Source organism: Pseudomonas rustica, from assembly GCF_018336155.1.
In the GTDB taxonomy this organism is placed as follows: Bacteria; Pseudomonadota; Gammaproteobacteria; order Pseudomonadales; family Pseudomonadaceae; genus Aquipseudomonas; species Aquipseudomonas rustica.
The window spans coordinates 75,625-96,967 of sequence record NZ_JAGYHF010000014.1; the positions used below are offsets into that span (position 1 = coordinate 75,625).

20 protein-coding genes are annotated in these 21,343 nt (G+C 59.9%); 9 read left to right on the top strand and 11 right to left on the bottom strand.

Going from position 1 to position 21,343, the window contains the following annotated elements; genetic code table 11:
* Positions 1 to 73 precede the first annotated feature (73 nt).
* Positions 74 to 1,501, top strand: coding sequence for a mechanosensitive ion channel family protein (locus tag KFS80_RS23845; protein ID WP_212546161.1), 1,428 nt, complete (start codon positions 74 to 76; stop codon positions 1,499 to 1,501).
* 430 nt (positions 1,502 to 1,931) lie between these two features.
* Here the strand turns inward: KFS80_RS23845 and ycaC are convergent, their stop codons facing one another.
* The 6 genes from ycaC to KFS80_RS23875 form a co-directional block, all read right to left on the bottom strand.
* Positions 1,932 to 2,555, bottom strand: coding sequence for an isochorismate family cysteine hydrolase YcaC (gene ycaC, locus KFS80_RS23850; RefSeq protein ID WP_007913541.1), 624 nt, complete (start codon positions 2,553 to 2,555; stop codon positions 1,932 to 1,934).
* A gap of 70 nt (positions 2,556 to 2,625) precedes the next feature.
* Entirely contained in the window at positions 2,626 to 4,464 is a 1,839-nt protein-coding gene (locus KFS80_RS23855) for an amidohydrolase (RefSeq protein ID WP_212546162.1), read from the bottom strand.
* A gap of 43 nt (positions 4,465 to 4,507) precedes the next feature.
* Complete coding sequence (locus KFS80_RS23860) at positions 4,508 to 5,134, bottom strand: antibiotic biosynthesis monooxygenase (protein WP_212546163.1); 627 nt, start codon at positions 5,132 to 5,134, stop codon at positions 4,508 to 4,510.
* Complete coding sequence (locus tag KFS80_RS23865; protein ID WP_212546164.1) at positions 5,127 to 5,543, bottom strand: DoxX family protein; 417 nt, start codon at positions 5,541 to 5,543, stop codon at positions 5,127 to 5,129. The genes KFS80_RS23860 and KFS80_RS23865 overlap by 8 nt, the downstream gene beginning before the upstream one ends.
* A 273-nt stretch (positions 5,544 to 5,816) precedes the next feature.
* The gene (locus KFS80_RS23870; protein WP_212546165.1) at positions 5,817 to 6,176 is read right to left on the bottom strand and encodes a DUF6124 family protein; all 360 of its coding nucleotides are present in this window, start codon (positions 6,174 to 6,176) and stop codon (positions 5,817 to 5,819) included.
* A gap of 516 nt (positions 6,177 to 6,692) precedes the next feature.
* Positions 6,693 to 7,616 carry a LysR family transcriptional regulator gene (locus tag KFS80_RS23875; protein WP_212546166.1) on the bottom strand — a complete coding sequence of 308 codons (924 nt, stop codon included), beginning with the start codon at positions 7,614 to 7,616 and terminating at the stop codon, positions 6,693 to 6,695.
* A gap of 212 nt (positions 7,617 to 7,828) precedes the next feature.
* On the opposite strand from KFS80_RS23875, the gene KFS80_RS23880 reads away from it, so the two are divergent.
* Both KFS80_RS23880 and KFS80_RS23885 read left to right on the top strand, forming a co-directional pair.
* Positions 7,829 to 8,290: a helix-turn-helix domain-containing protein gene (locus KFS80_RS23880; RefSeq protein WP_159815532.1), complete on the top strand. Its 462-nt coding sequence runs from the start codon at positions 7,829 to 7,831 to the stop codon at positions 8,288 to 8,290.
* A gap of 219 nt (positions 8,291 to 8,509) precedes the next feature.
* A complete protein-coding gene (locus KFS80_RS23885) occupies positions 8,510 to 11,404 on the top strand; it encodes an ATP-binding protein (protein WP_212546167.1) in 2,895 nt (964 codons plus the stop codon).
* Here KFS80_RS23885 and KFS80_RS23890 read toward each other — a convergent pair.
* On the bottom strand, positions 11,369 to 12,805 hold the full coding sequence (locus tag KFS80_RS23890; protein WP_212546168.1) for an ATP-binding protein: 1,437 nt from the start codon (positions 12,803 to 12,805) through the stop codon (positions 11,369 to 11,371). The two genes, KFS80_RS23885 and KFS80_RS23890, sit on opposite strands and share 36 nt — an antisense overlap.
* Before the next feature lie 89 nt (positions 12,806 to 12,894).
* Complete coding sequence (locus KFS80_RS23895) at positions 12,895 to 13,845, bottom strand: GlxA family transcriptional regulator (protein ID WP_159815535.1); 951 nt, start codon at positions 13,843 to 13,845, stop codon at positions 12,895 to 12,897.
* Between the two features lie 220 nt (positions 13,846 to 14,065).
* Here KFS80_RS23895 and KFS80_RS23900 point away from each other — a divergent pair, with 220 nt between their 5' ends.
* A complete protein-coding gene (locus KFS80_RS23900; RefSeq protein ID WP_212546169.1) occupies positions 14,066 to 14,788 on the top strand; it encodes a pirin family protein in 723 nt (240 codons plus the stop codon).
* Positions 14,789 to 14,836: 48 nt separating this feature from the next.
* Here KFS80_RS23900 and KFS80_RS23905 read toward each other — a convergent pair whose 3' ends face one another.
* Together KFS80_RS23905 and KFS80_RS23910 are read right to left on the bottom strand one after the other, a co-directional pair.
* Positions 14,837 to 15,274 carry a hypothetical protein gene (locus KFS80_RS23905; RefSeq protein ID WP_159815537.1) on the bottom strand — a complete coding sequence of 146 codons (438 nt, stop codon included), beginning with the start codon at positions 15,272 to 15,274 and terminating at the stop codon, positions 14,837 to 14,839.
* A 238-nt stretch (positions 15,275 to 15,512) separates the two neighbouring features.
* A complete protein-coding gene (locus KFS80_RS23910; protein ID WP_212546170.1) occupies positions 15,513 to 16,388 on the bottom strand; it encodes a LysR family transcriptional regulator in 876 nt (291 codons plus the stop codon).
* A gap of 111 nt (positions 16,389 to 16,499) precedes the next feature.
* On the opposite strand from KFS80_RS23910, the gene KFS80_RS23915 reads away from it, so the two are divergent.
* From KFS80_RS23915 to KFS80_RS23930, 4 genes are all read left to right on the top strand, one after another.
* Positions 16,500 to 17,783: a YbfB/YjiJ family MFS transporter gene (locus tag KFS80_RS23915; RefSeq protein WP_212546171.1), complete on the top strand. Its 1,284-nt coding sequence runs from the start codon at positions 16,500 to 16,502 to the stop codon at positions 17,781 to 17,783.
* Between the two features lie 62 nt (positions 17,784 to 17,845).
* Positions 17,846 to 18,844, top strand: coding sequence for an NAD(P)H-quinone oxidoreductase (locus KFS80_RS23920; protein WP_212546172.1), 999 nt, complete (start codon positions 17,846 to 17,848; stop codon positions 18,842 to 18,844).
* 109 nt (positions 18,845 to 18,953) lie between these two features.
* A complete protein-coding gene (locus KFS80_RS23925) occupies positions 18,954 to 19,898 on the top strand; it encodes an alpha/beta hydrolase (RefSeq protein ID WP_159815541.1) in 945 nt (314 codons plus the stop codon).
* Positions 19,899 to 20,056: 158 nt separating this feature from the next.
* Entirely contained in the window at positions 20,057 to 20,470 is a 414-nt protein-coding gene (locus KFS80_RS23930) for a VOC family protein (protein WP_053119018.1), read from the top strand.
* Between the two features lie 57 nt (positions 20,471 to 20,527).
* Here the strand turns inward: KFS80_RS23930 and KFS80_RS23935 are convergent, their stop codons facing one another.
* Positions 20,528 to 20,857: a hypothetical protein gene (locus KFS80_RS23935; protein WP_053119016.1), complete on the bottom strand. Its 330-nt coding sequence runs from the start codon at positions 20,855 to 20,857 to the stop codon at positions 20,528 to 20,530.
* A gap of 198 nt (positions 20,858 to 21,055) precedes the next feature.
* Between KFS80_RS23935 and KFS80_RS23940 the strand changes: the two genes are divergently transcribed.
* Positions 21,056 to 21,334 (top strand): hypothetical protein, encoded by a 279-nt coding sequence (locus KFS80_RS23940; RefSeq protein WP_159815543.1) that lies wholly within the window; start codon positions 21,056 to 21,058, stop codon positions 21,332 to 21,334.
* The last annotated feature ends 9 nt before the right edge of the window (positions 21,335 to 21,343 follow it).

The window sequence follows — 21,343 nt, forward strand, 5'->3', positions numbered from 1 at the left end:
TGGAATGCAATTTTCTGTAGGAGCTGCCGCAGGCGGCGATCTTTTTACTGGCAAGCACCGCGGAGCTTCGGTCATGACATTCTTCTACACCCACCTGCTGTCTCTTAGCGCCGCCCTGCTGCTGCTCGACGCGGTGCTCTGGCACTTCACGCCGTTCACCCATCGTGCGCCAAGAGTGGCTGTGCGGCTGGCGCTGTTTCTGGCCTTCTCCGCACTGGTGATCAATGCCGGTGTCAGCCCGCTGCAAGCCCCGCTGTTCGCCGATGACCGCGTCGCGCAATTGGGTGCAACGGCGTTGGGGATTCTCTGGTGGTTGTACGCCGCACGAGTTTTGACGGAAGTGATCGGCCTGGCGCTGATGCGCCGCATCGGCCACAGCGGTCGATTGCTGCAGGATGTCATCGGTGCGCTGGTGTTTCTCGTGGCCATCGTTGCCGCCGCCGGTTACGTGCTGGAACTGCCGGTCAAAGGCTTGCTGGCGACCTCCGGTGTGGTCGCTATCGTCGTCGGTCTGGCGCTGCAAAGTACCTTGGCCGACGTGTTTTCCGGGATCGTCCTCAACACCACCAAGCCTTATCAGGTCGATGATCTGGTGATGATCGACGGCGTCGAAGGCAAGGTCTTCGACATCGACTGGCGTGCCACGCATCTGCTGACCAGCGCCGGCACCATGGCCGTAGTGCCCAACTCGGTGGCGGCGAAGGCGAAGATCGTCAACCTCAGCCGCCCGAACAACATGCACGGCGTGTCGATCAGCATTCAGGTGCCCAATCACATTCGCCCACGTCGGGTGCTCGATGCACTGGATCGTACGCTGCAAGGCAGCAGCTCGCTGTTGCTGAGTCCGGCGCCAAAAGCCGTGCTGAAAGAGGCCGGCGAAACCATGTCGGAATACGTCGCCAGCGGTTTCATCGCTGAGTTGAGCAAGAAAGGCGAAGTGCGCAATCAACTGTTCGACCTCGCCCACCGGCATCTCGAAGCTGCAGGGATTTCGCGGCATCCGGACGGCGTGATCGAACCGTCGACCCGCGCACGTGCGCTGCTTGATGAAGTGAAAATCTTCCGTTCGCTGAGCAGCGAAGAACGTGATCGCCTCGCCGAATCGATGGTCGCTCAGCAGTACACAGCAGGCCAGGTGGTGCTGGGGCTGGATGAAGTGCCGGACAGTCTGTTCGTGATTGCCACGGGCGTGGTCAGTGCGACGGTGCCGGATGGTAATGAGCAGGCTGAAGCCGGGCGCATGGGCCCGAGTGAGGTCATGGGTGAGCAGAGTATTCTGGCTGATACGCCGTCGCAGGCTACGTTTACCGCGCTGACGTCGAGCATCATTTATCGTCTCGACAAGAACCTCACTCGTCAGTGCATGGAACAGCGCACGGAGGTGGGTCGAGCGTTGAATAAATTGCAGGCGGTACGTCAACAGAACAGTCGCCTCGCGTTGATGGCTAAACCGGTGGCGGTGCGGAAAGGCGGGTTTTTGGGGTGGCTTCAAAAGCGTTGAGGCGTAGATTTTTAAGATCAAGAGCCTACCCCCTCACCCCAGCCCTCTCCCCCAAGGGGGCGAGGGGGAAAGGGAGCCGATCTTCAAGCTTTTCAAAATTGAAGTTCGACTCGGTATTGCAGGTCGGCGTACCTCGCAAGAACCCCTCGGTCAGTCCCCTCTCCCTCTGGGAGAGGGGAAAGGGAGCCGATCAAGGTGGGCTTCAAAATTGAAGTTCGACTCGGTATTGCACGTCGGCGTACCTCGCAAGAACCCCTCGGTCAGTCCCCTCTCCCTCCGGGAGAGGGGAAAGGGAGCCGATCTTCAAGCTTTTCAAAATTGAAGTTCGGCTCGGTATTGCAGGTCGGCGTACATCGCAAGATCCCCTCGGTCAGTCCCCTCTCCCTCCGGGAGAGGGCTCGGGTGAGGGGCTCTTCCAGCTCACACCCAATTACTTGGCGGTGAACTTGGTATAGCTGTTAATCAAATTGCGATAGTTCGGCAGACGCTCCGACAGCAAGTGCGCCAAACCTTCCATATCGTTGCGCCAGTCACCCTGCAGCTCGCACGCCACTGAGAACCAGTTCAACAGGTGGGCACCCGCCGCCGACATCCGCGCCCACGCCGCCTGCTGCACGGTGGTGTTGAAGGTGCCCGACGAGTCAGTCACCACAAACACTTCGTACCCTTCAGCAATGGCCGACAAGGTCGGGAACGCCACGCATACATCCGTCACCACACCCGCGATGATCAGTTGCTTGCGACCGGTCGCTTTGATCGCTTTAACGAAGTCTTCGTTGTCCCACGCATTGATCTGCCCCGGACGCTGAATGAACGGCGCATCCGGAAACTGCTCGCGCAGTTCAGGCACGATCGGGCCGTTCGGGCCGGCGTCGAAACTGGTGGTGAGGATGGTCGGCAGTTTGAAGAACTTGGCGATGTCGCCCAGCGCCAGCACGTTGTTCTTGAATTCGTTAGGGGTGAAATCCTGGACCAGCGAGATCAGGCCGGTCTGGTGATCGACCAGCAGTACAACCGCATCATCTTTGTTCAGACGTGTGTAAGGAACGCTCATGGGAAAACTCCTGATGGACGGATGGATGAAGCGTTGAGCGCCGACCGGACGGCCGGCGCCTTAGGGGAAATCAGAAGGCGAAGCAGGAACAGCCAAACGCGCCCCAGAAACCGGCGAAGTCGCTGACCGGTGCGTTCGACATCCGCGCCTTTTCATGGCTGTGGGTGTGCACCGCGCAAGGGCCGCTGCACTGGTGAACCTGCGCCTGCAACGGCGAGTTCGGCCGCCAGTGGCCTGGGACTTTGACCACCGGCGACCAGTCCGGCAGCACCGGAATCGAGCGCGGCCCGAGGTCTTCAAAGTCACCAGCGGCGTAAACAATCTTGCCGCCGACCACGGTCAGTACCGACTCGATCCACTTGATCGCTTCTTCCTCGACATGGAAAAAGTCCGCACTCAACGCCGCCAGATCCGCCAGTTGCCCGACCTTGATCTGGCCTTTCTTGCCCTGCTCCGAGGAGAACCAGGCGCTGCCGTGGGTGAACAGTTCCAGCGCGGTGGTGCGCGGCAGACCTTCTTCGTACAGCGCCAGCCCGCCGACGGTGCGGCCGCTGACCATCCAGTACAGCGACGTCCACGGGTTGTAGCTGGAAACCCGCGTCGCATCGGTACCCGCGCCGACCGGGACACCTTCGGCGAGCATGCGTTTGATCGGCGGGGTCGTTTCGGCGGCTTGCTTGCCATAACGGTCGACGAAATATTCGCCCTGAAACGCCATGCGATCCTGAATCGCAATGCCGCCGCCCAGCGCTTTCACCCGCTCGATGTTCTGCGGGGTGATGGTCTCAGCGTGGTCGAAGAACCATGGCAAACCGTTGAAAGGAATGTCGCGATTGACCTTCTCGAACACGTCGAGCATGCGGCTGATCGATTCGTTGTACGTCGCGTGCAAACGGAACGGCCAGCGCTGTTCAACCAGGTGGCGCACCACCGGTTCCAACTCTTCTTCCATGGTCTGCGGCAGATCCGGGCGCGGCTCGAGGAAGTCTTCGAAGTCCGCTGCGGAGAACACCAGCATCTCGCCGGCGCCGTTGTGGCGCAGGTAGTCGTCGCCCTGATGCAACTTGACGCTGCCAGTCCAGTTCTGGAAATCGCTCAGTTCTTCTTTCGGTTTCTGCGTGAACAGGTTGTAGGCGATGCGCACGGTCAACTGGTCGTCTTTGGCCAGTTGCTCGATCACTTGATAATCGTCCGGGTAGTTCTGAAAACCGCCGCCAGCATCGATCGCGCTGGTCAGGCCGAGGCGATTGAGTTCGCGCATGAACTGGCGGGTCGAATTGACCTGATATTCCAGCGGCAGCTTCGGCCCTTTGGCCAGCGTCGAATAGAGAATCATCGCGTTCGGCCGCGCGACCAGCATTCCGGTCGGGTTGCCATTGCTGTCGCGAACGATCTCACCACCCGGCGGGTTCGGCGTGTCGCGGGTGTAACCGGCCACGCGCAGCGCGGCGCGGTTGAGCAGCGCGCGGTCGTACAAATGCAGGATGAACACCGGGGTGTCCGGTGCGGCCTGGTTGATTTCTTCAAGGGTCGGCATGCGTTTTTCGGCGAACTGGAATTCGTTCCAGCCACCGACCACGCGCACCCATTGCGGGGTCGGCGTGCGGTCAGCCTGATCCTTGAGCATGCGCAGCGCATCGGCCAGCGACGGCACGCCTTCCCAGCGCAGTTCGAGGTTGTAGTTCAAACCGCCACGGATCAGGTGCAAGTGCGAGTCGTTGAGTCCGGGGATCACGCAGCGGCCGTGCATATCGACCACTTGCGTGTTCGGCCCGCGCAGGGCCATGGCCTGGTTGTCGTTGCCGACGACCACGAAACGGCCGTCGGTAATCGCCACGGCACTGGCCAGCGGTTTGGTGCGGTCTACGGTATGAAATTGGCCATTGAACAGAATCAGATCGGCGCTCATCGCAGTTCCTCAAGCAAAGTAAAAAGAAGCAAACCCCGCGCGCTCAGCGTGGCGAGGTTTCTTGGGAATCGAGGTGTTCATGGGCCTGACTGGCTTCGAGCCACGGCGCGAACAAGCGCGTCACGCGCGGCATGAACACGTACACCACCGACACGACGATGGTCAGAGTGATCAGAAACGTGGCGACCACGTAGTTGGAAAGCAGCGGATGCAATCTGAGCAGCGGCCCCCAGATCAGCGGCACCAGCAAGGTGTGCGGCAGAATCACCAGCAGCGTGATCACTGCTTGTTTCCAGCGCGGCGGTGGCGAAGCGGCTTCGGCCAGCGGCGAGAACCAGAACTCGTTGACCGGCGCGACTTCGGTCTGGTCGCCATCGGCAAGCATCGGCGCAGCTTCATCGACCAGCGCCTGACGCTGCGGCGATTCCAGCCACGATTGCATCGCGTCGGTGGAGCAAAAGCGCAGCACGCAGGTGTAGAAGTCGAGACCGGCACGTTTCCCGCGCACCACATCAACCCCCAAGTGCCCTTCCCGCTGGCCCGCGACCCGCACGATATTGCGCAGCCAGGCTTCATACGCCGCCTCAAACCCGGCCTTGACCCGGTGCTTGACGATCAACGTCACGGTCTCATCAGACCCCGGTGCTTTTGGACTCAGGACTTCAGACATAACGCAGCACTCCGGGCAATCGGACATTAAGCGCCAGCCGTCCCGGCCCGGCGATAAACACAGTGGCAAACAGGATCAACAGCAACCAGCCGAACTGCCCCTCGGCCACACTCCATTGCGGATGCACGACCAACAACGCCACCAGCAGAACAAAGAGAATAGGCACGCAGGCCAATCGCGCCAGTACCCCGGCGACGATCAGTAGCGGACAGACGACTTCGGCGAAGATCGCCAGCATCAGGGTGAGGTGCGAACCGAGGTGGAACGGATCTTCGATCAGCTGCAATTGCGCGCTGAAATCCAGCAGCTTGGGCAAGCCGTGTACCCACAGCAAAAACAACCCGCCGCTGACCCGCAGAAACAGCAAACCGGCGTCGCGCGCCCGTTCATCGCGTTGCAAAGCGTTCATGACCCCATCCTGGAAACTTCATCGACCTGAATAATGCCGATGCCGGGAAGGGAAAAATTGAACGGGTGTGCTCAGTTCACCAGCGTGCCGGGATATTCAGCACACCGCAAAACCCTGTGGGAGCGGGCTTGCTCGCGAAGGCGTCGGGCCAGTCGATTGATCGTTCCCACGCTCTGCGTGGGAATGCAGCCCGGGACGCTCCGCGTCCCTTCCAGGGCCGAACGCGGAGCGTCCGTTGAGGCATTCCCACGCAGAGCGTGGGAACGATCATGTTCAGGCAGGTGGATTGAGGTTATCCAGCACCCGATTCACCGCGAGCTCGCCGAGCATGATCAACTGCGCAATTCCCAACAACGCCCGGCGCTGCGCTGCGGGCAAGAGGTGGGCGACGTCTTGGGCAATGGTTTTGGCTGAGGCGAGGGTTTCGCTGGCGTCGGTCAGTAGATCTTCGTTTTTGGTGTCGGCGGTGACGGCGTACATCCCACGGGTTTTACGTGGAGGCGGCGTAGAGCCGGGTGGGCAAAGGTAATGGTCGAGGGCGCGGTCGGCGGCTTGGTGGAGTTTTCTGGAATCGATGGATGCGTAGGGGGATGTAGGGTCGATGTCTGGTGGATTGGGGGTGACTTTGAACATGGTGAATCTCCTTTTTAGCGCAGGGATCACCACGTCCAGTCGCTAAACAGGATGGGTGGCGACCGTATGCAGGTTAGCGAACCGGAAAAAAGGCAACCCGGTAGACCCGAAGGTCTCCCGCATACAGCCGCCATAGCGAGGTGCAGACGATAGCCCGCAACGAAGCATGGAGCGTTGATGCACTTTTTTGATCCGAGTCGCTAAACCCGATCGCTGAATATTTCAGCGACCGCCAAACGATAGAGACCGGGCCACAAGCGCACAAGCCGGCGGATTCTGTCTTAGCTGTAGGCAAAGGCGCAAGGTTGTGTAGCCTGAAAGAGTGTCTGCTGGTGTTGCTTAAACAGCGGTGTTTAAAACACCAAAAACTCAAGCATCACACAGCACCAATGTGGGAGCGGGCTTGCTCGCGAAGGCGTCGGGCCAGTCGAAAAATACTTTGAATGACACACCGCTTTCGCGAGCAAGCACGCTCCCACAGGGGATTTTTGTTGTTTGTGAGATCGGCGAAAGGAGTCAGACCGTTGGGATATCCAGCGGCGCCGCCATGAACTGACTGATCCGCGACCGCAACCACTTCTCCGCCGGATCGTTGTCATGCACCCCGCTCCACGCCATCGACAACTGCGCCGCATCAATCGGAAACGGCGGGTCTTCGGCACGCAACGCACAGCCTTCAACCAATGCACACGCCGCATAATCGGGCACGGTGGCGATCATTTCAGTGCCGGCCAGCAACGCGCGTAAACCACTGAACTGAGGCACGCCGAGCACGACGCGGCGGCTGCGGCCGAGTTTGGCCAGGTCGAGATCGATGTTGCCGCTCAAGTCGCCGGAGAACGAGACCATCGCGTGCGGGCGTTCGCAGTATTCGTCGAGCGTCAGCGGGCCTGGGCGACCGTCGCCGCGCAGGACTTTGCAGGGGATGTCGCGGAGTTTTTTGCGTTTGGCGTTGGCCGGCAGGTCGGTGGTGTAACTGACACCGACGGAGATCTCGCCGGACGCCAGCAGCGCCGGCATCAGCAGGTAGTTGGCGCGGCGCACTACGACGACGATGCCCGGTGCCTCTTCCTGAAGCTGACGCAACAATGGCGGGAACAGGCCGAATTCCGCGTCGTCCGACAAGCCGATCCGGAACACATCGCAACTGCTTGCTGGCTCGAATTCCTTGGCGCGGCTGACAGCGCCGGAGATCACGTCCATGGCCGGTTGCAGCTCTTTGAGAATATCGAGCGCGCGCGCCGTCGGCTCCATGGCGCGACCGTTGCGCAGCAGCAACGGATCATCGAACAGATCGCGCAAACGGCCTAACGCGGCGCTGACGGCGGGTTGGCCCATGAACAGTTTTTCGGCCACGCGGGTCAGGTTCTTTTCGAACATCAAGGCTTCGAAAATCACCAGCAGATTCATGTCGACGCGGCGCAGATCGTTACGGTTCATGGGCTCGATTTCCTTGTATGACCAGCCAGACGCAAGTGCTACGCACTTTACTCGATCAACAGCCCATCCAGCGCGGGTCTGTTAAGCGAATTAACAACGATTAACTCGTCAGCCGTCAGCCCGCGCACAACAATCGGTGGCCTGCGCAGCGTTGTTTTTTGACCTGAGGGAAAGCGCCAAGTGTGCGTTCCCCATCGACACGGATCCTGGCCATGGCTCATTCTCTGCAAACCGTCGCCCTCGCCCCTGCCTGCGAACCCGTCGTGCCACGCACCGGTGGCCTCAGCCCGCAACGGGTGCGGCGGGTCAAGCAACTGATCCTCGACCGTCTCGGCGAAAGTCTGGAAGTCACCGAACTGGCGCAGGCGTGCTCGTTGTCGCGCAGTCATTTTTCGCGAGCCTTCAAGTGCAGCACCGGCGTGTCGCCACAAGACTGGATACGCAGCCAACGCCTCGCCCGCGCCAAACTGTTGATCCAGCACACCGACCTGAGCCTGACGCAAATAAGCCTGGAATGCGGTTTCTGCGATCAAGCGCACTTCTGCCATATTTTTACTCGCAGCGAAGGGATCAATCCGTTCGCCTGGCGCTGCCAGGTCATGCGTGAACCAAAGAGCCTTGTGGCGAGGGAGCTTGCTCCCGCTGGAGTGCGCAGCAGTCCCAATGTTTGCTGATCAAAAAAGGGGCCGCTTCGCGCCCCAACGGGAGCAAGCTCCCTCGCCACAGGGTAAAACCGATTCCACGCCAGACTTGTTTTGAACCCACCACTCACACCAGCCGTTGCACCGATGCTCAAACCTGAGGATTATGCCCGGACACCGCGAAACAGACGCCCTGCGCGCTCGCCCAGTGCTGTTTCGTCCTGTCCGCTGCAGCACCGCAGGAGTGAGTGGTTGAGTCTTCCGTCAAATCAGGCCATCGGTTTCGGCCCTTATCGGATTTACCCGGCACAACGGCTGGTGCTTGAGGGTGAGCAACCGTTGCGTCTGGGTCGCCGGGCCATGGACATTCTCCTGATTTTGCTGGCGCACGCCGGCGAAGTGGTGAGCAAGCAGGCGTTGATGGCCGGAGTGTGGCCGGACAGCGTTGTCGAAGACATCAATTTGCGCGTGCACATGGCCGCCTTGCGCAAAGCACTCGGCGATGGTCAGGCCGGTCAGCGCTACATCGTCACCGTGGCGCAGCGGGGTTACAGCTTTGTCGCACCGATTCTGCAACAGAACATCGATCAACAACCCGCTGGCACGCACGTTGGGCGACATAACCTGCCGCTGCGGCGCACACGGATGATCGGCCGCCAAATGCTGGTCGACAGCCTGATGACGCAATTGCCGCGTCAGCGCTGCATCACCTTGGTCGGCCCCGGCGGAATCGGCAAAACCACGGTTGCCCTGCGCGTTGCCGAGCAATTGATCGGGCATTATCGAGACGGCATTCGCTTGCTCGATCTGGCACCGCTGTCCGACCCGCGAATGATCTACTCGCACCTCGCCGCCCTCCTCGACACGTTGCTCAACGATCACGATCCGCAGACCAGTCTGATCAACGCCCTGCGCGATCGGCAGATGCTGCTGGTGATCGACAATTGCGAGCACTTGATCGACGCCGTCGCCCTGCTCAGCGAGAGCATTTTGCGCGGCGCGCCGCAGGTGCACATTCTGGCGACCAGTCGCGAAAGCCTGCGCGCCGAGGGCGAGTATGTGCAGCGGCTGGAATCCCTCGACTGCCCGCCGGACATCGTCCTCAACCGCGCGCAGGCATTGAGTTTTGCAGCCCTGCAACTGTTCGTCGAACGGGCCATGGCCGCTTGCGAAAACTTTGAAATCAGCGACGCCGAACTGCCGCTGGCGATTGAAATCTGCCGACGCCTCGACGGTATTCCGCTGGCGCTGGAGTTGGCGGCAGCGCAGATCGGCGAATTGGGATTGAGCGGTTTGTCGAAGCAGTTGCAGGGGCGTTTGCCGCCCGTGGCGCCGGACAATCAGGATCGTCACGTCACACTGCGGGCCACGCTGGACTGGAGTTTCAATTTGCTCACCGCTTGTGAGCAAACCTGCTTGCGCCGGCTGGGGGTGTTTCGCGGCGGCTTCACGCTAGAGTCCGCTGCGGCAGTCATTGGTGGCCAGCACCTCACGCCCGGTGAAGTGTTTGGCTCGATCACGCAACTGGTCGCCAAATCACTGCTGAACGTTGAAGTCGGCGATGAAGAGGTGTTCTACCGTTTGCTCGACACCACCCGCCGTTATGCCCTGGAAAAACTCTATATGTCGGGCGAGCTTGGACAGACCCGCAAGCGCCACGCGGAGCGCTGTCTGGCGCTGATGCATCAGGCGCAGAGCGCTTGGGAACACACGCCGACCACGCTGTGGATCGAGCGCTATGCGCGAGGTCTGGAAGATTTGCGCGCGGCGCTGGACTGGAGCCTGAACGGTGACGGCCCGGATGAGCTGGCGATTCGATTGGCCGCCGCTTCCGCGCCGTTATGGCAGGAACTGTCGCTGCTCAAGGAATACGGCGGTTACGTACGTCAGGCGCTGGCTTTGCTGGAGGATGCCGAAACGCCGTGTCCGCGTCTGCAAATTGCTTTGAATCTCGCACTCGGCAGCGCCTGTTATCACACTTGGGGCGGCACCCCGGAAACCATTGAGGCTTTCGCCAGTGCCACTGCACTGGCCCATCAGCATGGCGATGTCGCCGGGCAACTGCGGGCGGTGTCGGGGCACATGGCGGTCAATCTCAGTTGTGGGCATTACCAAATGGCCCTTGAGCAGAGCGAACAATTCGATCGCCTCGGCCTGCACGGCGATCCGCTTTTGACATTAAGTACTCACCGTTTGCGCGTGCTGGCGCTGCACTACGCCGGCGACCAGACGCAGGCGCGCGTCCACGCCGAACAAGTGATTCAGCGCATGGCGCAGAGCGGTCACCTCAATCGCTTTACCCACGGTTTCGGCGTGCAATATGACCAGAGCGTCGCTTCGCTGACCGTACTCGCCCGCGTGTTGTGGTTGCAGGGTTTTCCCGAACAGGCGTGGAATACGGCGCGGCAGGCGCTGGACATCGCGGTGCAGATCAATCACGGCACCTCGATTTGCTACACCCTGGCGCTGGCCACTTGTCTGATCGCGCATTACAACGGTGACCAACAGAACGCGCGGGCTTTGCTGCGTCTGCTGCTGGAGCAATCGCAGAAGCATTCGGTGCTGCTGTTTCATACGTGGGGGCAGCATTACGCGCAGGTGATTGATGCTGAGACGCCGACGGTTGTGCGGGCGGAGGGTGGCGGGTTGATCCGGGAAATCATGGTGACGCTGGACAGTGGTTTTGTGGATGACGCGTTGCTGGAGCGGGCGCGCAGTGGTGCGGCGGGTTGGAGCACGGCGGAGATATTGCGGGCTCGGGCAGAGCAGCTTTTGGCTGAAGATTTGCGGTGTCTGGACTGGCCTCTTCGCGGGCAAGCCCGCTCCCACATTGGATTTGTGTCAGGCATAGATCCCTGTGGGAGCGGGCTTGCTCGCGAAGGCATTAGCCCGATCACCACAAAATCCCAAGAAGCAGAACATCTCTTGCTCCAGGCCCTGTCCATCGCCCAATCCCAAGGCGCACTAGCCTGGGAGCTACGCAGCGCCACGTCACTGGCCCAGCTCTGGCAGCAACAATCGCGCTACCACGAAGCCCTTGATCTGCTGACCCCGATCCATCAGCGCTTTACCGAAGGCTACGCCACCCCGGACTTGCGCAAAGTGCGCCAGCTACTCGACAAGTTGCGCAATCAAACGCAAGCCTGAAACCCGGGATGACCGCCGCAGAAAATGTAGATGGCGATGTTCAAAATCACCGCTGATGAGTTTTGCCCGCGCGTACAAACGAGTGGTGTTGAGCATTCGATAGTACAACGCCCCCTCCCCGCGCTTTACCGTTAGTAATGACTTCTGCACCAGTTGATCAATGATCAACTGCCCGTGTGCCTCGGCGAGCACCGCCAGCGCCGCCTCAAGCGTAAAAGCCACTTTGAACACAGACAAACGTTGCAGCACCCGCTGCTGTTGTTCGCTCAAGCGCTGATAGCTCCAGTCCAGCGCGGCTTGCAGGGTCTGATGCCTTGGCTCAGCAGTACGCCGGCCCTGCAACTGCAGACAATTGCCTAACTGCGCCTGCAATCCCACCAGCGCCAGCGCATCAATTTGCGCTGCCGCCAGTTCTATCGCCAACGGCAAACCGTCGAGGCGCCGACAAATATCGCGCACGACTTCCAGATCCTGAAGCCGCAGGCAAAATCCCTGCTGACGTGCGCGGGCGCGGCTGACAAACAGCTGCACCGCCGAATAACCCATGGTTTCTTCGACACTGTCCAGCACGCTCGACGGGGGAAGGCTCAGCGGTGGCAGGTGCTGCACGATTTCCAGATCGGCTTGCAGCGCTTCGCGGCTGGTCACGAGGATCGACAAGCGCGGCGCCGCATTCAGCAGTTTCTCCACCAGAGTCTTGCAGGCGTCGCGCAGATGCTCGCAGTTGTCGAACAGCAACAGCGTGTGACGACTGGCCAACGTGGCGAGATCGGTATTTAGCGTTTGCAAAACGTGATCAAACAGCGCCGTGCCATCGTCGACAAGCGCCAGATCCACACGCCACACGCCATCGCGAAAGTGCTGCAGCAACAACTCGGCCGCGCGCAAAGCGACCGTGGACTTCCCGACCCCGGCCGGGCCCGTCACGCTCATCAACCGGCACAGTGGCAGTTGCCGCACCATCGAACCGACTAACGAATCGCGGCCGGTCACCGGCGTCAGGCGTGCAGGCAGATTGTGCTGGGGCGCTTGCAGGGTTTCGAACACCACTTGCGCGGCATTGTCGCCCTGCACCGGGGCGACGAAGCTGTAACCGCATTGCGGCACATTGACGATGTAGCGCTGGCCATTTTCACCGTCACCCAGCGCCCGGCGCAGCGCGGCAATGTGCACGCGCAAATTGATCTCTTCGACCACCGACGTCGGCCAGACCAGCGCAATCAAGTGCTCCTTCTTGACCACTCGACCGGCGCGCTCGACCAGCACTTGCAGAATGTCCAGCGCGCGCCCGCCCATGCGCAATTGCCGATCCCCTTCCAGGATCAGCCGCTGGCGCAAGTGGAACGCGTAAGGGCCAAAATGCAGCACTGACGCCGAGGTCAAATCGATGGGGCTGTTCATGCCATCATCTTGGCAGCCTCAAGTGACGGTACAACTGCCACGCGGGGCGCAACACGGACTTCCGGGTGCGCGAAACGGACAGAACCGCTCTAGCTGAACTGTTCGCGGTACTGCGCGGGGGTCAGACCGAGCTTTTCTGCAAACAGAAAACGCATATGGCGGACGCTGCCGAAACCACTTTTGTAAGCCACGGTTTTCAGCGGCAAGTCGCTGGTTTCAAGCAAATTACGGGCGCAATCGATGCGCGCACTTTGCAGAAACTCCATCGGCGTCATGTCGACGTCACGGCTGAACAGGCGCGCGAAATGCCGCGCACTCATGTTCGCCAGTCCTGCCATGCGCTCGATGGTGAAAGCCTCGTCGAGGTGTTCAAGGACGTAATTCTGCACGCGGGTAATCGGCGTTTCCTGCGGCGCAACCGCTGCCATCAATGGGCTGAACTGCGCCTGACCACCTTGGCGTTTCATGACGACCAGCAACACTTTGGCGACATTCTGCGCGAGCGTCTTGCCGTGGTCTTGAGCGACTACGGCCAACGCCAGATCGATGCCCGCGGTGACCCCGCCCGAAGTGATCAGGTTGCGATCCTCGACGAAAATCTGATCGGTCGCGACGTCTGCCTTGGGAAATCCCTTGATCAGACGTTCGGTGTAATTCCAGTGGGTGGTCACGCGATAGCCGTCGAGCAACCCGGCGTGTCCCAGCACAAATGCACCGGTACAGATTGACCCGTAACGCTCGGCCCGACTGACCGCGCCCTTCAACCAATTGAGCAACGGCGGAGACTTGTCGTTGTAGGCACCGGGGCCGCCCGGCACCAACAGTAAGTCGTAGTACTCGTCTGTCTGCTCAATATGGCGGTCGGCGTGTACCAACACGCCATTTGAAGCGCGCAGGGGGCCGGGCTCGGTACCCAGAGTGGTCAATTGGTAATGTGCTTCAGCCTTCAAAAAGCGGTTGGCGACCGAAAAAACTTCCAGCGGCCCGGCCATGTCCAGCAGAAGAAAGTCGGGGAACAGCACCATTGCCACGGTTTTCATGGAAGTTTTCACTGAGTTCAAAGAAAGAAAGACGCACCGGATACGCGAGGCATTATGGCCAACTGCAGCGCAGACGTCGGAAAAAATGCGTGAACCACCGCGCAAAACTGTCAACCTGATCAGGACAGTCTTTCAATTTTCATCTACTTATTGCACTCGGCAATTACCAGTAACCTTCTTCTCACTCGGACGAATTAACGTCCCGTAAGGAGATTTCATCATGCTGACTCTTCGCAAAGCCTCCGATCGTGGCCTCGCCAATCATGGCTGGTTGAAGTCGTTCCACACCTTTTCCTTCGCCAGCTACCGCGACCCGCGTGAACAGGGTTTCTCTGACCTGCTGGTGATCAACGATGACCGCGTTGCTGCCGGTAAGGGTTTCGGCCAACACCCGCACCGCGACATGGAGATTTTTTCCTACGTGCTGGAAGGCGCGCTGGAACACAAAGACACCTTGGGCACCGGTTCGGTCATCCGCCCCGGCGATGTGCAACTGATGAGCGCCGGCAGCGGCGTGGCGCACAGCGAGTTCAACCACTCGGCGACCAAGCCTGTGCACTTCCTGCAAATCTGGATTGTGCCGGAAGTCAGTGGCGCCAAACCGCGTTATCAGCAGGAGCACTTCAGCGCCGAGAAAAAACGCGGTCGCCTGCAATTGATCATCTCGCCGGACGGCAAAGATGGATCGCTGAAAGTGCGCCAGGATGCGCGAGTGTATGCCGGCCTGTTCGATGGCAAGGAAAGCGCCACACTGAAACTGGCCGCTGACCGTTATGCTTACGTGCATGTGGCACGGGGCAGCGTTGAACTCAATGGCGTGCAATTGCAGGAAGGCGATGGCATGCGGGTTCGTGAGGAACAGGCACTGACCTTGAGCAATGGCGTAGACGCCGAGGTGCTGGTGTTTGACTTGCGCCCGCAGGAATTGCCGCAGATGCCATAAGCAGTATTTCAACGCCAACAGAAACGGCCTTCTTTTGAAGGCCGTTTTTTATTGGGGTGGTGCCGGTATTTGCAACGAGGCCGGCTTTTGCACGCTGATGTCTTTGCCAAGTTGAATTGCTGCGAGCGTAGTCTGCAGGGTAGTCAGCACGGCGGCTTGATTGGCGAAGTGCGCGGCCACGACGATGGTGATCACTCCGAAAAAATGTACGGCAGTCGCTGCCCAGTAATTAGCCTTCACAGTCGAGGCCTGTTTGATGGCTTCTTTCGACTCTTCGGCGATTTTTTGCACTCCGGCCCACATCAAATCATAGCGTTTATCGCGCTCTGCTTGAGTCTGATCCCGCTCCAATCGAGTATTGTCCCGCTCGGCCTGGGCCGAAAGAAAGGCATCGAATCTCGCCGACACACCCTCAAGCCGAGCATCCATTCTGGCTTCTATGGTTTCTATCTTTGCATTGAATTCTTCGCGACTGATTGCACTCATGGTTTGGGTATTCCGACCTTGTCTCGACAGGTCACTGATTAAGTTTTGACTGAGTTCCGTAGTTTTCAATTCGACACCTTCCTGGGTCTACCGATACCGTCCCTGGTACTCCACATCAGTGCGAGCCTTTGGCCTCTCACCGAGCTGTCGTAACGATAGAACTCGCCCAGTCGGCTGACAAGCCAGCCGATTCTGCCTGTTTTGTAGGCCGTTTCGTCAGAAGACGTAGCCCTTGCATCTAGTCATTCTCAGCTGCAAACACACCGACAATCTGCTCGATCACCGCCCTCACCCGCGCGGTATGGCGCAGATCCGCGTGGGTCACCAGCCACACGTCGTACGGTAACGGTCGAGTACGTTCGGGCCAGAGCCTGACCAGACCATCGCGCTCGCCCATGTACACGGGAATTTCTCCTACACCGAGACCGGCCGCCATTGCCCGGCGCACCAATAAGCTGGAACCCAGCCCGGCAACAATCCGCCCGCGAGTCATCGGTTCAGAGACCAGCGTCAGGTCTTTGTTGCCCTGCAAATACGGCTGATAGACCACCAGATCATGCCCCTCGAACGCCGAGCCCGGTTGCGGAATGCCCTTGGCATCGACGTACGCTTGCGAAGCGAACAGACCCACCGGCCATCGGGCAATTCGCCGGGCGATCAGATCCGGATTGTCCGGCCGCGTGTTGCGCACGGCGATGTCCGCCTCGCGCTTGGCCAGGCTGAGAATCTGCGTGGACGCGTCCAGTTGCACGCGTACGTCAGGGTGCAACTCGTGCAGGCGGGCAATGGCCGGAATCAGAAAATCGATGGCCAGCGAATCGGTAGTGCTGACGCGCACATTGCCGGTCAGGCGATCGTCGAGCCCCTGAATCTGTCGCTCAAGCTCCAGCGCCGAGTGCTCCATTTTCTCCACGTTCTTCAGCGCGGCCTCACCCACCGCCGTCAACGCGTAACCGTCGGAGGTGCGCAGGAACAACGTCGCACTCAAGGACTTTTCCAGCGCAGTGATGCGTCGCCCTACTGTCGCTTGATCAACTCCCAGCACCCGCGCTGCGCCGCGTAACGTCGACTCGCGACAAACCGCAAGAAACACCCGCGCATCATCCCAATTCATGCTGTCTCCTGATGATGCATATCCGCATCAGTGCGCCGCTTAATCGCTGCGCGAATGCAGCAACGATAGCCGATATCCTCAGCGCCATATACCTTCCTCGAGATCGCTCTCATGCGTACTTCATCATCCACCGGCCTCTGGCTGCCGATCTTCGCCGGACTCTGCGCCAGCCTGGTCAGCATCGGGCTGGCGCGGTTTGCTTACACACCGCTGATTCCTGCGCTGATTCAAGCGCAATGGTTTTCTGCCAACGACGTCGTGTACCTCGGCGCCGCCAACCTTGTCGGCTATTTGATCGGTGCCCTGCTCGGCCGTCCTGTGGCGCGGCAACTTGGCAACAAAAATGCGCTGCGCCTGATGATGTTCGCGGTGACAGCGGCATTTTTCGCCTGTGCCTATCCGCTGTCAGTGAGCTGGTTTTTCGGCTGGCGACTGCTGTCGGGGATTGCCGGTGGCGCGATCATGGTGCTGGTGGCTGCGACCGTGCTGCCGCATGTGCCGGCCGCGCGCAAAGGGCTGGCCAGTGGCGCGATTTTTCTGGGGATCGGTTTGGGCATCGCCGGCTCGGGGACGATTGTGCCGCCGCTGTTGAGTTTGGGTCTGCAGGCGACTTGGCTGGGACTGGGCGCTTTGTCGCTGGTACTGACGGCGCTGAGCTGGTTCGGCTGGCCTGCGGATCTGCCGCAGCCGACCGTCTCACATGATATGGCGGCGACTCAAGCGACTCCGCCCGGCGTTTATCTGCTGTTCGCTCAATACGCCTTCATGGCGGCGGGTCTGGTGCCGGCGATGGTTTTTCTAGTGGATTACGTGGCGCGTGGACTCGGTGCCGGGGCGCATGTCGGCGCGTTGGTGTGGGTGATGTATGGCGTGGGCGCGATTGTCGGGCCGGTGAGTTATGGCTTTCTGGCGGATCGATTCGGCGCACGTAAAAGTATTCGGCTGGTGCTCGTCGTGCAAGCGATCACGCTGGGGCTGCTGGCGGTTTCGCATTCCTTTCTGGCACTGGCGCTGCTCGCGGTGATTCTCGGTTCATTCCCGCCGGGCATCGTGCCGCTGGCCCTGGCTCGGGTGCATGAACTGGTGCCGAATCATCATCGCCAGCAAATCGCCTGGAGCCGCGCCACGGTGTCGTTTGCCACGTTTCAGGCGTTGGCCGGGTTTGCCTATTCGGCGCTGTTCAATGCCACGGGCGGCCATCACGCGTTGCTGTTTGTGATTGCTGCTGGTGCGATTGCGCTGGCGCTCATCCTGGAGCTAGCCATGAACCTTTGGATACGCACAAAACAATGTAGGAGTGAGCCTGCTCGCGAACGCGGTGTGTCTGGCAACCCTGCATCGACTGCCCCGACGCCATCGCGAGCAGGCTCACTCCTACAGGGGTGCGGGGATTGACCTGAATTTATTGATCGACGCAGCACTCCCATTTACACAAACCTTTGCTGAGAGGACTCTGCATGTCTTTGCCTAACGAAATGACCCAAATTCAAATCACCGAACCCGGTGGCCCGGAAGTCCTGCAACCCAAACGCGTACCGTTGCCAGTCGCCGCTGAAGGCCAAGTACTGATCCGCGTACACGCAGCCGGCGTAAATCGTCCGGATGCCTTACAACGTGCCGGCAAATACCCGATGAAGCCAGGCATGGATCCGATTCCCGGGCTCGAAGTGGCCGGTGAAGTCGTGGCGCTGGGCGCCGGCGTCAGCCAGTTTGCCGTGGGCGACCGGGTTTGCGCGTTGACCAACGGCAGCGGCTACGGCGAGTACTGCGCGGTTCCAGCAGGCCAGACCTTGCCGATTCCCGACGGCATCGACTGGATTCAAGCGGCAGCGATCCCGGAAACCTTCTTCACCGTGTGGGCCAATCTGTTCGTGCTCGGGGCCGCCAGCCGTAGTCAACGCGTGCTGATTCACGGCGGCACCAGCGGCATCGGTACCACCGCGCTGATGCTCTGCCGCGAATTCGGCATCGAAACCTTTGCCACCGCCGGTAGCGCTGACAAATGCGCGGCAATCAGCAAACTCGGCGGCCAGCCGATCAACTATCGCGAAGAGGATTTCGCCGCGGTGATCGCCGAGAAGACCGAGGGCAAAGGCGTGAATGCGATTCTCGACATCATGGGTGGCTCGTACCTCAACGGTAATGTCAGCGCGCTGGCGATGGACGGCAGGTTGGTGATGCTCGGCTTCCTCGGCGGCGCCCGTGCCAATGACTTCGATCTGCTAGCAATGATGGCCAAACGTGCGGTGATCACCGGTTCGCTGCTGCGCGCCCGCACTGCGGCGGAAAAAGCCGAGATCGCCAGCCAACTGCGCGAGCACGTCTGGCCAGCACTGGCTGCCGGGCGCTGCCTGCCGATCATCGACAAGGTCTACCCGCTCGCCGACGCGGCCCAGGCCCACGCGCACATGGAGGCCGGCGACCATATCGGCAAGATCGTGTTGCGGGTGATTTAAGCCGTTGCAGCATTTTGTAATCGTTGCCCACGGGCGCTGGTCGAAATTGTCACGCGCAGACCGAGGGTTCTGGTAAAAAGCGTTCTTTGTCTGCGTGGTGAAACGTTTAATGTTCCAGTCCTTCATGACTCGTCTGCGCCGCCGCCGTCTGGCGTTCGCCTGCATGGCCGCGCTGATTATCGGCGTGCCAACGAGTTGTGCCGTGCTCGAACACACCGAACGCAAACTGCTGTTTCGCATCGAACCGGGCACGGCCGGCTGGTATCACGGCTTGCCCGGCAGCGTGCAGGAACTCGACTTGCAACCAAAGAGCTTCAAGGCCGGGCAAAACATTCACGCGTGGTGGTGGCCGGCGGAAAAAGCCAATGCCCCGGCCATTCTCTATTTGCACGGCGTGCGCTGGAACCTGACTGGGCAGTTGTTCCGCATTGAGCAATTGCGCGCAGCGGGTTACTCGGTGCTGGCCATCGACTATCGCGGGTTCGGCCAGAGCCACGGTGATCTGCCGTCGGAAAGCAGCGTTTACGAAGATGCCCGCGTCGCCTGGGAGCGCTTCAAACTGCTGCAACCGGATCCGAACAAACGCCTGATTTACGGCCATTCTCTTGGCGGCGCAGTGGCGATCGATCTGGCTGCAGAACTTGGCCAGGACGCCGAGCGTAATCACACACCGCTGCCGGTTCGTGGATTGGTGATTGAATCGACCTTCACCACACTGGCGGACGTCGCCGCGTCTGTGGCCAACACCTCGCTACCGGTGCGCTGGTTGCTCTCGCAGAAATTCGATTCGATCGACAAGATTGCCGACATTCATATGCCTTTGTTGGTGGTACACGGTTTGGCCGACGCTTTCGTGCCACCGCGTTTCAGTGAGCAACTGTTCAATGCCGCGCAACAACCCAAGCGTCTGCTGTTGGTGCCGGGAGCAACGCACAACAACAGCATGGCGCTCGGCGGTCAAAGTTATCGCAAAGCGCTGGACAGCCTGATGCAATCCAAACCCGCTCCCCGCATGGCCGGGCCTGCTTTGTTAAAAAGCTCAGGCGATTCCTGACCTGGATTCAGACAGCGCTAAACCAGACGTTTTTGAGAACGAATACATCTGGAAAACTCCGCCCTTCCCGACGTCCAACGCTCTGCTATGTTTTAACCGCCCAACGCGGAACCTGGCGAATAACCGCCGCTCTCCGCGCTACTGCCGGGAGCAGAGACATGAGAATCAACCCGTACCTGATCTTCAACGGCGACTGCCGCGAAGCGTTCACGTTTTACGAACAAGCCTTGCAGGGAAAGCTCGAGGCGATGATGACCTTCGGCGAAACACCCGCCGCCGAGCACGTGCCCAAAGAACATCACCATCTGGTGATTCACACCTGCCTGAAGGTCGGTGATCAGATGATCATGGCCTCGGACACCACGCCCGACCGCCCGACCCAAGGCATGAGCGGCTGCTCGATTTCATTGAACGTCGACAGCATCGCCGAAGCCGAGCGCGTGTTTAACGCATTGGCCAAGGATGGTCGCGTCGATATGCCACTGGAAGCGACCTTCTGGGCCGCGCGTTTTGGCATGCTGGTCGATCGTTTTGGCGTGTCGTGGATGGTCAATTGCGAAAGCGAAAAGTGACACTGACGTTGTGTGAGGCATGAAAAAGCCCAACCGGTTCAGGTTGGGCTTTTTGCGTTAACGCTGGGCCAATTCGTGGCGTATGCACTGTTCGTAATAAATTTGCTTGATCGCCGCCGGTTTGAGCTTTGAGCTGCTGTTGTAGGTCTGCTCGGTGATCCCCATCGCGGTCATGCGCATCCACGGTTGCTTAAACTTGCGCACCTGCAATTGCTTGCGCGCGCCATATAAAGAAACGCCAGACAGCTTGGACTGCTGCGCTCCGGCAGCCATGTCCGAGCCCCAGGTGCAGGCAAACTGATGACTCTTGCTAATCTCTTTCGCCTCGACAGTCGAAGCAAAGGCAGCCAGGGAAAGCGTTGCAACGGTGATGGCAATCGTCCGCATATAGCCAACCTAACCTTTTGAAAAAAAGGCGATTTTGACCGGATGTTTCCGATCAGGGGGCCAGCAATTTGCCGCCTATTGAGGATTTTTTCAGACTGGAAATAAGGTCGGCGAGGGTTACCGCTCGTCCAGCGCGATGCACCTTTGCCGCGCCCTTCTTTCCAATGCCGTACATACCCAGCGTGGAAGGCTCAGACCATGAACAAGAAAATTGCCGCCCTGTCGCTCGCCAGCCTGCTTGTGGCCGGCCCTGTTTACGTCTTGGCAAGTGAACAAAACACGGCGGGATCCGCTGCGCCGCCGACCGCCATGCCGGGGGTCAATCAGTCGAAAAGCTCGAAAGCCAACGACGAAAAGGCCAGCAAAAAAGGTGAGGAGTCATCAGGTGGGAATGCTGGCGCGCAATCCCATGAGACGGCGAAGGATGCTGCGACGTCGAGTGACTCGGAGGACATTAAGAAAGCGCCGAAACCGTAATGACAGACA